Origin of the sequence: Sulfurovum sp., from assembly GCF_041551015.1 — a bacterium.
Taxonomy (GTDB): domain Bacteria; phylum Campylobacterota; class Campylobacteria; order Campylobacterales; family Sulfurovaceae; genus Sulfurovum.
In genome coordinates this window covers 1-12,551 of the sequence record NZ_JBFENQ010000042.1, presented here as the reverse complement: position 1 = coordinate 12,551, position 12,551 = coordinate 1, and the positions used below count along the sequence as shown (strand labels likewise).

At 35.1% G+C, this 12,551-nt stretch carries 18 protein-coding genes; 6 read left to right on the top strand and 12 right to left on the bottom strand.

Going from position 1 to position 12,551, the window contains the following annotated elements:
* Positions 1–81: 81 nt before the first annotated feature.
* The gene (locus tag ABZC96_RS04300; RefSeq protein WP_373029327.1) at positions 82–822 is read right to left on the bottom strand and encodes a sulfite exporter TauE/SafE family protein; all 741 of its coding nucleotides are present in this window, start codon (positions 820–822) and stop codon (positions 82–84) included.
* 120 nt (positions 823–942) lie between these two features.
* On the opposite strand from ABZC96_RS04300, the gene ABZC96_RS04295 reads away from it, so the two are divergent.
* Positions 943–2,253, top strand: a complete 1,311-nt coding sequence (locus ABZC96_RS04295; protein ID WP_373029326.1) for a paraquat-inducible protein A — start codon at positions 943–945, stop codon at positions 2,251–2,253.
* A 3-nt stretch (positions 2,254–2,256) separates the two neighbouring features.
* Here the strand turns inward: ABZC96_RS04295 and ABZC96_RS04290 are convergent, their stop codons facing one another.
* The 5 genes from ABZC96_RS04290 to ABZC96_RS04270 form a co-directional block, all read right to left on the bottom strand.
* On the bottom strand, positions 2,257–2,673 hold the full coding sequence (locus tag ABZC96_RS04290) for a hypothetical protein (RefSeq protein ID WP_373029325.1): 417 nt from the start codon (positions 2,671–2,673) through the stop codon (positions 2,257–2,259).
* Positions 2,674–2,734: 61 nt separating this feature from the next.
* The gene (locus ABZC96_RS04285; RefSeq protein ID WP_373029324.1) at positions 2,735–3,688 is read right to left on the bottom strand and encodes a tRNA dihydrouridine synthase; all 954 of its coding nucleotides are present in this window, start codon (positions 3,686–3,688) and stop codon (positions 2,735–2,737) included.
* Positions 3,672–4,715: a hypothetical protein gene (locus ABZC96_RS04280; RefSeq protein ID WP_373029323.1), complete on the bottom strand. Its 1,044-nt coding sequence runs from the start codon at positions 4,713–4,715 to the stop codon at positions 3,672–3,674. Before ABZC96_RS04280 ends, ABZC96_RS04285 begins: the two co-directional genes overlap by 17 nt.
* A 112-nt stretch (positions 4,716–4,827) precedes the next feature.
* On the bottom strand, positions 4,828–5,184 hold the full coding sequence (dksA, locus tag ABZC96_RS04275) for an RNA polymerase-binding protein DksA (protein ID WP_373029322.1): 357 nt from the start codon (positions 5,182–5,184) through the stop codon (positions 4,828–4,830).
* A gap of 11 nt (positions 5,185–5,195) precedes the next feature.
* Entirely contained in the window at positions 5,196–5,657 is a 462-nt protein-coding gene (locus tag ABZC96_RS04270) for a 23S rRNA (pseudouridine(1915)-N(3))-methyltransferase RlmH (protein WP_373029321.1), read from the bottom strand.
* Positions 5,658–5,746: 89 nt separating this feature from the next.
* Between ABZC96_RS04270 and ABZC96_RS04265 the strand changes: the two genes are divergently transcribed.
* The gene (locus ABZC96_RS04265) at positions 5,747–6,202 is read left to right on the top strand and encodes a low molecular weight protein-tyrosine-phosphatase (RefSeq protein ID WP_373029319.1); all 456 of its coding nucleotides are present in this window, start codon (positions 5,747–5,749) and stop codon (positions 6,200–6,202) included.
* Complete coding sequence (gene cutA / locus ABZC96_RS04260) at positions 6,189–6,515, top strand: divalent-cation tolerance protein CutA (protein ID WP_373029318.1); 327 nt, start codon at positions 6,189–6,191, stop codon at positions 6,513–6,515. The genes ABZC96_RS04265 and cutA overlap by 14 nt, the downstream gene beginning before the upstream one ends.
* On the opposite strand, the gene ABZC96_RS04255 is transcribed toward cutA, so the two are convergent.
* Positions 6,512–7,042, bottom strand: coding sequence for a YbhB/YbcL family Raf kinase inhibitor-like protein (locus tag ABZC96_RS04255; protein WP_373029316.1), 531 nt, complete (start codon positions 7,040–7,042; stop codon positions 6,512–6,514). The two genes, cutA and ABZC96_RS04255, sit on opposite strands and share 4 nt — an antisense overlap.
* A gap of 130 nt (positions 7,043–7,172) precedes the next feature.
* On the opposite strand from ABZC96_RS04255, the gene ABZC96_RS04250 reads away from it, so the two are divergent.
* Complete coding sequence (locus tag ABZC96_RS04250) at positions 7,173–7,802, top strand: NAD(P)H-dependent oxidoreductase (RefSeq protein ID WP_373029315.1); 630 nt, start codon at positions 7,173–7,175, stop codon at positions 7,800–7,802.
* A 4-nt stretch (positions 7,803–7,806) separates the two neighbouring features.
* Positions 7,807–8,397 (top strand): flavin reductase family protein, encoded by a 591-nt coding sequence (locus ABZC96_RS04245; RefSeq protein ID WP_373029313.1) that lies wholly within the window; start codon positions 7,807–7,809, stop codon positions 8,395–8,397.
* Between the two features lie 114 nt (positions 8,398–8,511).
* Here the strand turns inward: ABZC96_RS04245 and ABZC96_RS04240 are convergent, their stop codons facing one another.
* From ABZC96_RS04240 to ABZC96_RS04225, 4 genes are all read right to left on the bottom strand, one after another.
* Positions 8,512–9,480: an alpha/beta fold hydrolase gene (locus tag ABZC96_RS04240; protein ID WP_373029311.1), complete on the bottom strand. Its 969-nt coding sequence runs from the start codon at positions 9,478–9,480 to the stop codon at positions 8,512–8,514.
* 296 nt (positions 9,481–9,776) lie between these two features.
* Positions 9,777–10,019 carry a hypothetical protein gene (locus tag ABZC96_RS04235; protein ID WP_373029310.1) on the bottom strand — a complete coding sequence of 81 codons (243 nt, stop codon included), beginning with the start codon at positions 10,017–10,019 and terminating at the stop codon, positions 9,777–9,779.
* Positions 10,020–10,180: 161 nt separating this feature from the next.
* Complete coding sequence (locus ABZC96_RS04230) at positions 10,181–10,639, bottom strand: YchJ family protein (RefSeq protein WP_373029309.1); 459 nt, start codon at positions 10,637–10,639, stop codon at positions 10,181–10,183.
* A gap of 214 nt (positions 10,640–10,853) precedes the next feature.
* The gene (locus tag ABZC96_RS04225; RefSeq protein WP_373029308.1) at positions 10,854–11,387 is read right to left on the bottom strand and encodes a YaeQ family protein; all 534 of its coding nucleotides are present in this window, start codon (positions 11,385–11,387) and stop codon (positions 10,854–10,856) included.
* A 104-nt stretch (positions 11,388–11,491) separates the two neighbouring features.
* Between ABZC96_RS04225 and ABZC96_RS04220 the strand changes: the two genes are divergently transcribed.
* Positions 11,492–12,124: an alpha/beta hydrolase gene (locus ABZC96_RS04220; RefSeq protein ID WP_373029307.1), complete on the top strand. Its 633-nt coding sequence runs from the start codon at positions 11,492–11,494 to the stop codon at positions 12,122–12,124.
* Here ABZC96_RS04220 and ABZC96_RS04215 read toward each other — a convergent pair.
* The coding region (locus ABZC96_RS04215; RefSeq protein WP_373029305.1) for an FAD-dependent oxidoreductase at positions 12,121–12,551 on the bottom strand (431 nt) is incomplete at its 5' end. The genes ABZC96_RS04220 and ABZC96_RS04215 overlap by 4 nt on opposite strands.

The window sequence follows — 12,551 nt, the reverse complement described above, 5'->3', positions numbered from 1 at the left end:
TTATGTCTATATTTTTTAAGTTATTTTCTTTTGCACCATATACTTTTATCATATCATTTTTCATTCTTTATATCCTATGTATTAAAACCACATTTTTTTTATCAAGATAACCAAAGCAAACATATAAAGTGCTAAAAGTGCTATCTTATGATTTTTGGAGGTTACGTGGTCTTTGAGCCAGATACCCAATGCTACACCCACTAATGAAGCTAAAGCCACAACCAAACCATTATTAAAGTCTATCGTTCCGGTACTAAGCCGGCTTATCATTCCTGCTACCGAAGAGAAGACCACAAAGAATAGCCCTGCACTCACCGCTTTTTTTATAGGATAATGCAATAAACCTACTAGAAGCGGAGTAAGTATAATAGACCCTCCGATACCAAGGGTGATAGAGAATACCCCAATCCCCAAACCGATACCGAAAAGTAGTGCTTTATTCAGTGTCTTAGTCTTTCCATCATCCTCATGATGTTTAGAGAAAAAAAGTCTAAATAGTGCAAAGATCAATAGTCCAAGAAAGAGAAACTGCAGGACTATATCGGAGATATACTGTGTAACATACCCGCCGATATATCCACCCACAAAGCCTCCAAAGCCTACAAATATCCCTTCACCGATGACGAGTGAGCCTTTTCTGAAGTTCAGATATGAACCGTAAATAGAACTAAATACCATTTGAATAATGGAAATACCGATGGCATCTTTAGTGTCAAAACCAAGTACTAAAAGTATAGGTACAAGAATCATACCGCCACCGATACCAAAAAAGCCTGACATCGTACCAATAAAGATACCAACCAGTATAAGTTCTACAAACATTTCCACTACTCCAAAAATTAAGTTGGAATTATAACATTTTTCTTAATGTTTACACTAATTTAGCTATACTCATAGTATATAAAACTAAAATAATTAAAATCAATGTAGGAAGTATGGGAAATGGCATTTATTACACAAAACGTTAAAAAAATATTTTCATATTGGTTGATGATCTTAAGTGCTCTACTACTCTCTTCAATGATTTATACTATAACACTTCTTCTCGATACAGGTAAAGAAGCAAAATATTTAAAAGTAGATTATGAAGAATTGCACAGTCTGCAGTATGGTCTACTCAACTCTAATGTGTGGACAAATAAGATCTCCTCTGTCTTTCATCAAAAAATTGATGAATTTGATTTTACTTCAACAAGTCGTGAAGAGATCAAAAAATATGTGGAAACCGTTATAGATACACTCATTGTTGAAGCAGACAAAACAGTACGAAGAAAAAACGAAAGAAAAAGAGGTTTTTTTGAGAGCCTCTATGGTGATACTAAACAGATGATCACCGATGAGCTTGTCGATATTAGAAACTTACGAACAAAAGTACCTCAATATACTGATGCTGTAATGAATGAACTGGAAAAACCTGCAAATCAAAAGATCCTTAAAGCGGTCATGAAAGACAAACTTCATCAATTCATGAAAACCAATATTGATCCCGTTGATATGACTGGATACAATCAAATACTTGAAGTTTATGAATGTAACGACTTTGAGACATGCAGTGCTCTTTTGGATACACAACTTAAACAAAAATCAGATGAGATGAATCTCTACACTATATCTATCTTATCAATGGCTGCTATTCTGATCATACTTATCATACTTCAAGGAACCATACTAAAATCTATTTCACTACTTTTACTTTCTGTGACAAGTACTGCCTTACTCATTGCTGGCCTTTTCCTGCCTATGCTAGATATTGAAGCTAAAATAAATAAACTCTACTTCATAATACTCGAAAAACCCCTTACTTTTACAGATCAAGTCATTTTTTTCAAAAGCAAAAGCATCTCTGACCTGGTCCAATTATTGTTGGAATCTGATGAGATCAAGATGATATTTGTGGGTGTACTGTTAGTGATGTTCAGTATCATTTTCCCGACTTTAAAACTTATCTCTACGTATCTATACTTTTATAGCAGAAGTTTTATAGGGAACAATGGCATTGTTCGTTTCTTTGCATTACGTTCTACAAAATGGTCTATGGCGGACGTGATGGTCGTTTCCATATTTATGGCATATTTAGGACTTGACAGCATGATAGAAAATGAGTTGAAAAAATTGGTAAAACAAAGTGAACCTGTCAATGTCATTACGTCTAACGGTACTGACTTACAGGTAGGATTCTTTCTCTTTTTAGGCTTTGTATTTAGTAGTTTTGTACTCTCTATACTTGTAGAAAGATCACGTAAAGATACTTAGGTTTTAAACATACATAAACTGAGATAAAAAGAGTATAGTCACCACAAAAGTAAATGGTAAGACATGGCTTTTAAATACCAAAGGTTGAATACCCAGATAAACTTGAGCAAAACCTCTTATTCCCAACCATATGCCTAGGAAAGCCTTGATTGACAGCATCACTTGAAATGAGCTCATCCCCTCTTCATCAATAGTGCCAAACACCTGTGTGATAAGATAAAGTCCTGTAATGACTGCTACGAGTAGACTGGGTGGTACAACTTTACGGACATATTTCATAAATGACTCTCTGATCTGTTTATGTTCTTGTACATCATATGATTTCTTAATATGCACTAAAAAGAGGTTGTCAACAATGAGAAATCCACCGTAAATGAATGCTGCAAAAAGGTGGATGGTTTTAATAAGAACAAAGGTCATAAGAGAATCCTGTTTTTTGAAAGATTATAGTCTAATTGATCTCCAAGAGATTTGATATGCATCAAACCTCATATAAAAGAGGCTGTGAGAAAAATGCTTCTATAGCTGCTCTCATTTCTTTTGGATCTTCTATTCGATTCACATCATTTCTAAATGCAGAAGCCCCTTGATATCCTGCTTTAGAGTAGGAATGAAGGTTTTTTCTGAAGACGATCGCTCCATACTTGTCATAATGTTTAATCATTTGATCAAAATGTTCCAAAACAACTTCTTTGATGAGTTCGGAGGTTGGTTCTTCCATGCCTTCTTTAATTTGTTGAAATATCCATGGCTTTCCTATCGCTGCACGTCCAATCATCACGCCGTCTGCACCTGTATATTCCAGTACCCATTTCGCTTTTGCAGGAGAGTCAATATCACCGTTAGCAAGGACTGGTATGGATACGGCTTGTTTTACCTCTGCGATCGCATCATAATCTACAGGCGCTTTGTATCTACCTGCTCTTGTTCTTCCATGTACAGCGATGTAGTCTGCTCCAGATTCTTGGCAGATATGTGCTATCTCTTCATGGTTTTTTTCGTTAAAACCCAAACGAAACTTCACTGAAGTATATTCTTTGTTAGAGTATTTTTTAATCGTTTCTATCACTTTAGCCATTTGAGGCAGATCTGTAAGTAAAGATGAACCCTGAAGATTGTTCACTACTTTTGGTGCGGGACAGCCACAATTGAGATCTATTGCCGTAATACCATCTCTTTCATTGATTATTTCTACTGCACGCTTAATGACATCTAGGTCAGAACCCGCTATTTGGATGGCATATGGGTCTTCTATAGGACTCTTTTCCAGCATACGATATGTTTTCTTAGAGTTATGGACCAATGCATTAGAGCTTATCATCTCTGAAATGGTTAGGTCAACACCAAATTTCTTAACAACGGAACGAAAAGGGAGATCTGTAAAGCCCGCAAGAGGGGCTAAAGCGTAGATCGGTTTACTAAAGTCTAGTTTCATTACATACAGAGTTTATATCGATAATATCTTTTAATTTATATTTAGTATGTTCTTGTTTTAAATCCCATAGTGCTCTAAATTTTATAAATTCATGATCTTCTTGTTCATTCAAATAGAGTGCAACCTGTTCCAATAGCTCATATTCAAACAGAAGATAAAGATAAGCATTTTGTGCTTTAGAATTTTCAAGTTGATAGCCTCTGAAAAGTGTCAGGTTCTCTTCGGGATTAAAATATTTCTTAGTTACTGAAGCAATTTTAATAAAATCTTGACAGCTAAGATCAAGTGCTTTTACAAAATCTGTAAGTATCTCAGGCGTAAGCTCTAGATTATCTTCTGCAGTAACTCTTTCAAGCATAGTAAAAAAGCTTTGAATATCAAAAACTTTCGCATATTTTTGGGCTTTTACGAAATTCTCTTTACGAGCAAAGATCTCAAGTGCTTCTGCCTGTACGATTTTAGAGTATTCTGAGGTAGACTTCAGTACATCTGCAACAAATTTATCATCAGATTCTAGACGGTTCAGTCTGTTTTGTATTAAAATTGGATTTCCTGCATTGAAGACTTTAGCCATTTTTTCTTCTTTAAAGTCAACATAGTCACCATTTTTGATCTTCTGTATAATATTAACAACCCGTGCAAGTCTTGGTGTCAATCCCTCCACATTATCAGAAATATTGAGAGATGCTTTTCCTAAAAGTAATGCAGAGTTTCCTATTAAATCTATCCCATACTTTTGTTCTTTTGGCTCATTGACCAGTGACCAGTAAAGTGCATCTTCTAAAGTATTTGCATCTTTCTGCCATTTTTTAAGTATAAAATAATTCTTCAAGCCATAAAAGAACATATGTACCAATGTAAAGATGAGCAAAATTAGCATAGGCAAAATAATCCAGACAGCTACAGGAAAATTAAAATTAATCCCCATCAACTCTATCGTATAGTGGTCTGGATTAACAGTATAGGTAAACGCAGCAACAATTGCCATCAGTGCGAAAGTAGCAAAAATATACAGAGCAAGTCTCATTTTATCCCCTTATGATGTGAGCTACGCAAATAGAGTAAAGCATCAAATGTATGTAACACTCTATTCCCTTCATCAGAGAGTTTGAGTAATCTGTTGCTTTAAAATAGAAAATCTATTTGGTTTCTTTTTCGTTGATCTCTCGACATGTGATACAAAAACGTGCAAAGTTCTTTACTGCTAAACGTTCTTTTGCTATAGGCTCTTCACACATTTCACATATACCGAAAGACCCTGCTTTTATTTTATCTAAAGCAAGTTCAATTTCGTTTAATTCTTTACGCTGTTGCACCAAAATTGCACTATCTACAATAGTTTCTGCAGATGCAGCAGCATAATCACCTTCATCATTTAGTTCAAGTTCTCTCATTCCCTCTAACTCAAGGGTAGTACCTCTAAGGTTTTTTTCTATCTGTACTCTTCTATCTAGTAATTTATTTTGAAAATCGTTTAACTCTATTTCTGTTAACATCAAAGGTTTTCCTATTTATGATATGGGTGATTATTGTTAATGGTCAGCCCTCTAAAGATCTGTTCCATCAATACAACTTTCACCAGTTTATGTGAAAGCGTTATTTTACCAAATGATATTGTATTATTACATTTAGTCAAAAAATCCCTCTCAAAGCCGTATGCACCGCCAATAAAGAGATTCACCTGAACGCTATCCTTAAGCAAATTTGCGAATTCATGACTATCCACTTCTTTAGAAGATGGATCTAACGCTATATTTATACCAGAATCCAAATATTTCTCTAATGCTCTTGTGTATGATTTTTGAGCAGCCTCAGGTGAAATATCCTGTGCTTTGGCTATCTCTTTATCAAAAACTTCAATGACTTCGACTTTTGCAAATGGTTTTGCTATCTTTTTATAATGCTCTATCAAACCGGCATATAAGTTATCTTTTCCTTTTTTATCGATTATGATCACATTGATTTTCATACTTATAGTTCTTTCATTTTTTTCCATGATTTTTATCAAAGAATAGTAATATTTTTGCTATTGTACACTATAGATATAAAAGGAAAATTATGAATCGTATTTTATTCGTATGCTTGGGAAATATTTGTCGTAGTCCTCTCGCCCATGGTGTTGCAGAGCAGCTAGTCAACAAAAAGAATCTTGAAGTTTTTATAGACTCTGCTGGGACAAGTGACTGGCACATAGGTGAAGCTCCTTGTGAATATTCTATTAAAATAGCTGATCAATACAATGTTGATATCAGTCAACAACAATCACGTCCCATTACAAAAGAGGACATTTCACTCTTTAAGTATGTTGTGGCCATGGACAAACATAACAAAGCCGATTTGGAAGCCTTTGGATTTGACAATGTTTATTTGATGGGTGACTTTGGAAACTTTCAAGGAGAAGATGTACCTGATCCTTACTTCTTTAATGGGTTTGAGGGATTTGAACATGTGTACAACATGCTTGTAGTCTGTGTAGAAGATTTTATAGAAAAGGTAGAAAATGGAAGCCTCTGATTACTGTATCATTACTACCACCACAGATTCAAAAGAAAATGCCGATGCCATCACGCAGCTACTCTTGGAAAAGAAACTTGTTGCCTGTGTACAATCTACAACCATACAAAGTGCGTATCATTGGCAAGGGAAAGTCATAAAGTCTGAAGAAATACTCCTTCAGATGAAAACAAAAAGATCACTCTTTGTGAAGATTCAAACAGAAATCGAACATATGCATACCTATGATGTACCGGAAATTATCATGATCCCCATAGAAGGTGCGAATCTACACTACCTTCAATGGATTGAAGCGGAAACTATAAAAACTTAATCTCTTTGATAATAAGAGATCACAGATGCTTTTTGAATAGTATGTTTGTTTACCATAAAGCCTACCACTGCACTCTTAGTATCCACCTTTACAGGTAAATTCTCAACGTCCAATGCATGTACCGTAAATATATAGCGATGGGCTTTATCTCCCTGTGGAGGACATGCACCACCAAACCCGGAATGACCATAATCAGTCGTTGTTTCCAATGCACCTTTTGGTAGTGCATTTTTTGCCGAAGCATCCGCAACTATCTTATTTGTATCAGCAGGAATATTCACTATTAGCCAATGCCACCATCCGCTACCTGTTGGTGCGTCAGGATCATATACTGTGATAGCAAAACTTTTTGTACCCTTTGGTGCATGACTCCAATGCAGTTCTGGAGAGATATTTTGTCCGCTACATCCAAAGCCATCAAACTCCTGGGCTTTACTCATCTGTCCTTTGAGCGTATCACTTGCCAAAGTAAAACTATCTGCCTGTAAAAATGAACCTATTATCATCAATATCCATACATATCGCATCTTTTCTCCTTATTTTTTATTTATAATAGGATAATTTACATTAGAATACTATTTATATCTTTCAAGATAAATCTTGACATACTATGACATATAAGCTAATCTATAACAATATTAAGAAAAAGGATGAACGATGCAAAATAATTTTAGTAAAGCCATGGATTTCAGACATGCTTGTAAAGTATTTGATGAAAACAAAAAGATAAGTGATGAAGAGATACATTACATTTTAGAGGCAGGAAGAAAATCACCCTCTTCATTTGGTATGGAAGCATGGAAATTTCTTGTCATCACTAATGAAGAATTAAAAGCAAAACTTAGACCTTTCTGCTGGAATCAGGTTCAAATTACTTCCTGTTCTCACCTGGTCATCATACTTGCAGGTATAGAAAATGCCAAGGTTGAGAGCGGTATGCCTAAAAAGAGATTTACAAGACGTGATATGCCTCAAGAAACCCTAGACTTTTACATGGATATCTATGCCAAACACTTGGAAAAGACACTAAGTTCTGATGAAAATATCTACGCATGGACATCCAAACAAAGCTACATTGCATTAGGAAATATGATGACAGCTGCTGCTTTTATAGGTATAGACTCTTGTCCTATTGAAGGATTTGAGAAAGAGAATGTAGAAGAAGTTTTAGGTTTAGATACAAGCAAATACCAAGTAGCCGTCATCGTACCATTTGGATACAGAATTAACGAACAGTCATCACAGTTAAGACTGTCTTTTGATGAAGTAGTCGAGTTTATCAAGTAAAAAAATGGTCATAGATTTCAAAGAGAAAACTGCCTCAGAACGTTACCATCTTATGGCAAGTACTGTCATACCTAGACCTATTGCATGGATAGTTACAGAGGGAGAAGTACTGAATATTGCTCCTTTTTCTTACTTCACACCACTCTCTTCAGAACCTGCCACACTTATAGTCTCCATAGGTCACCGTACAAACGGTAACCCAAAAGATACGCTCAGAAATTTACGTGAAGGTAGAAAATGTGTAGTTTGCATCGTAGATGAAGATCATTTTGAAGCAATGCATTTAAGTTCTAAAGATTTAGATGCATCACAGAGTGAACTTGAAGTATTTGGTATATTTACACAAAAACAAATTGAAGGGTTTCCACCTATGCCTGAAGGCATAAAAGTTGCATTCTTTTGTGAGTACTTACAAGAGGTTGATCTCAAAGGAAGTAAAACTATTCCTGTCATTCTAGAGATAAAACATCTCTACCTTAACAATGAGATCATCTCTGATAAAGAGAAAATAAGTTTAAAATTTTCCAGCATTGCTAGAGTTGGACGTGAATATGCAACTCTCAATAAAAACATTACTGTGCCTGATATACCATAAATTATGGAGTGATAGAAAAAGATTTAATAAAACTCTATTAAGAAAACAGAAGTAAAATCACCTATGAAAAAACTATTTAGATCATATGACGGTCTTTGCAGAATTTACTATCCTCTAATTGACCAATCCTCTTTCCTGGAGCCACTCCCTACTAATCTTCACCAATTTTTTGGTCAATTCAGGTTTACGAGGGTGCATATGCCCTTCATCAAGAATCACAATCGTTTTGGGTTGTGGTATCATGCGATGTAATTTTTCCCAGCTATATGTTGATATCTGGTGATCTCTTGTCCCGTTAATAAGTAGAAATTCATTATTCATATAAGGTAGATGGCGCGCCGGTTCTATACCATAGATAGCTGTTTCACCAAGCCATGCTCCGAATGAGCGCCACGGCGAATTAATTTTGTCCATGTTCGTGAAAAGAAGGTCAGATATGTCCGCACCCGCATAGGCGATGACCCCAGGATTTAACACTTTATCACGACTGCCAGCCAGATGGTAGATCGCAGGCAAAAACATCGCACCAAAACTATAACCTGCAAATGTAACATGTTCTTTCTGCGTCCATGATTGTTTAGATACCCATTCATGCAAACTCAATGCCTGAGATGGTACACTCAATACCGATTTCCTGATTATGGGGACCTCAACAACAGGTGCACCCTCATACCAGTACTCTGGAGTGTAGGGATATTTAAAAATGACATAAATATTTTCTCCCGGATTGGGGATCAGTCTAAAAATATCTGCATCAATTTCAAGACCACCCATAATAATGACAACGGGAAGTCCTTCCTCAGGAATAACTTTAGGTTCAGAGATAAACGCTTCGATATTGCCTTGATATTCCGTTGTCAATGTTATATGACGGTATGTGCGTTCAGGCAGATCTTCAAATGATAAGTTATAGGTAGTATCGTGTGAGAGTTCAACTTTACCAGAGTAAAAATCGATGGCTGCAAGCTCATCACGGTTTCGTTCCCAGAGTACCCAACTACCAAAGACTAGAATCAGTATCAAAAAGATGGAAAGCAGTCCAATCAAAACTGCTTTTACAATTGTGAAAGGTGAAATTTTCATTCTTTAATTACCATGTTGGCTATTTATCAACTAAACACATAGCTCTGCTAGAAAGAAGTAGTGAACTACTTTTTATCATCATACTATCCTTTTATGTAGTTTTATGATATTAAAGTGTAATCTTATTTTATAATAAAGTCAACAAAAATGTTAAATATTTTTACATTATATAAAATACGTACAGAACAAGAAAGTTTAAATGATGTTGGGAAATAAATGTAGGTGAGATATGATATTTAAAAGCGTATATGATCAGGAAAATATCTGATCATATACTTAAGAGGTTGTGTGTATTACTATGATGCTCTTGCAGAGATTGTTCCACAATTTGCAACAACGTCCTTTTTATAAATATCTAATGCTGCTTTAGATGCTTCATCTTTTGCCATTGTATCTTTATATGCAAGTGCATATTTAATAGATGTTTTACAAAGTATTTTGTTTTCTTCAATAGAAGATACATCTTTCATATTTTCATTCGTTGTAAAACCACTCATTGCAAATGTACTCATAAGAGCCAATAATATTAATTTTTTCATTCCAAATCCTTATATTAATCATTAGTTTATCTAATGCCAGTATAACAGATGAATCTTAAATTTAAATAAAGTTATGATTATGATTATTATAAGTATAGTTTATGGAATAATATGTGCTATTGTTAGAATTTATTCAAGAATAAAAACCGTCTAATACAATTTTATGACAGTTTAGTGAAACAGCATCGTTTGTATTTTAAACCACTTCCGCAGATGCATTTTTCATTACGTAAAAACGACACTTTATCTTCGTAGATTTCACCATCAATATACTTCCACATATCATTGACCTTTAAAAATGTAGACTTCTCATGGTGTAAATGCTGCTTTCCATCATAAATATAATAGGCTTTAAATTCGACCATATCATCGTTAAAATCTATGATCTCCAAGTGCTGCCAGTAACTGTTATCTGCCCAGTCCTGTATAAATTTTAGCTCTTCATCACTCCATGTGTGATCATGCGTTGTAGCCTGTAAATAGTTCACATCACCTAAACAATAAGCACTGTATCGTGATCGCATAAGACTCAGTGCACTCGGTGCTACTTGCTGCACTCTTAAAATAGGTTCACAACATTCGAAAAAATCTAATCCACTTTTACAATAACACTTACTCATCTTAACCTTAAAATCCTATCATGTATTTATTTATTACCTATCACAGTAAACAGTATAGACGGCATCATACCATAAAATAAATATATACATTTAATATACAATATTTTCTGATCTTTATACTAAAATAGTATCAAATGAAGCCAAAGAGATCTAATACTTACGACTAAAAAAGATATATAGATCTCATTAGAAAAAATGAAGTAAAATAGTTACTTCATCTCATCCAATTCTTTTCTCTAATTACTACACTGTGCTCATCATCCGTTAACGTTAGTTCATTGTCAGATATATTGGCTTGTACTGACATTGCACGTTTTGTAAGCTCTTCTATATCACCATCTATATAGAGATGTATGACTTGAAGATTGGAAAAACGTGTAAGTGATGTTTGGATCTGTTTCCACCAGGAGGCAGCCATACCTTCCTGATAGGTATAGATAATCACTTTTTCAGCACGTCCACATGCCTTTTTAATGCGCTTTTCATCAGGTTGACCTAGATCTACCCATAGTGTTATCTCTCCACCCAAAGACTTTTTCCATAGATCAGGTTCATCCTCTTGAGATATACCTTTACAAAATTCTAGATCTTCATCCGCATTCAGTATAAAGGCAACCAATCGAATCATGAGACGTAAATCAGTTTCTGAAGGGTGTTTTGCCATGGTCAAGTTATGCTCTGCATAATAGTGGCTGTCCATATTTGCAATGTTCAGTAATGCTTTATAGATAGTTGCTTTGGTTGCCATAATGTTCCTTATATCCTATAATTGAAAGTATATCTGTTCTAAATATAAATTTAGTATACTTTCCCCTAACTAAGTATCAACAATTCAATGCAGGAAAGCACCATATGCAAAATCGTGAAAATTTACCACTGAACAATATTTTTATTCCCTCAAAAGTTTCTTCCAAAAAGCTGATGATCATTCTTCATGGTCGTGGTGACTCCTCTCGTGGATTTACTTTTTTACCACCCTATCTCAACATAGATGAGATGAACTACCTTTTACTTGATGCTCCCTATTATTATTATGGCGGCTACTCATGGTATGATCTACCACCCAATCAATTAGAAGGCATTGTACAATCAAGTGCTATACTCGCAGATATCTTAGATACACTCTTTGAAGAAGAGTTCAATGCAGATGAAAGCTTTTTATTTGGATTTTCCCAAGGTTCACTTCTAACCTTTGAGTTTGGAGCTAGATATGAAAAAGTACTTGCAGGATACATCGCTGTAAGCGGGTATATCTATGATACGAACAATCTTTTAGAAGAGATGAATCCAAATGTAAATAGTTCCAACTGGCTATGTACGCATGGAACTTATGATGATGTCCTACCTTTTAACACATCAAAGTCACAAATTGAGACATTACAAAGTGCAGGATTTGAGATAGACTTTAAAAGCTATCCGAAAGACCATACTGTTGTAGAAGATGAGCTAAGTATGATTGCTGAGTGGATAAAAAATAAACTTTAAGGACGAAGTGTATGTTTAGCTACATGATTAGCAGCGGTAATGGCACCTTCCAAATATCCACCTTCTCTATAAGCACTCTCAGTACCGGAGAATATCATTTGTTTATTAAAATGTGTCACATCAAAACCATAAGAAGGGTGTTCACGTAGAGGCATAGCATCAAGTGCTGTTGACGTATATGTCTCTTTTTTCCAATCTACAAGATAGAGTTTGGAAGGATTGGCAGCTTTTCTTCCATAAAGTCGTGTAAGTTGATTGATGATATCTTCTTCTAAATTATCATATTTTGCATTACTGTTCATAAAACCAAAGAGTGCTGCTTTATCCTCGGTACAGGCATCATGTATCTCACTCAAAGGTCCCAGATGCGAAATGGCAAAGCCACTTAAGCCCTCTTCTCTCCAAAATACATCAGGATACTCTATGA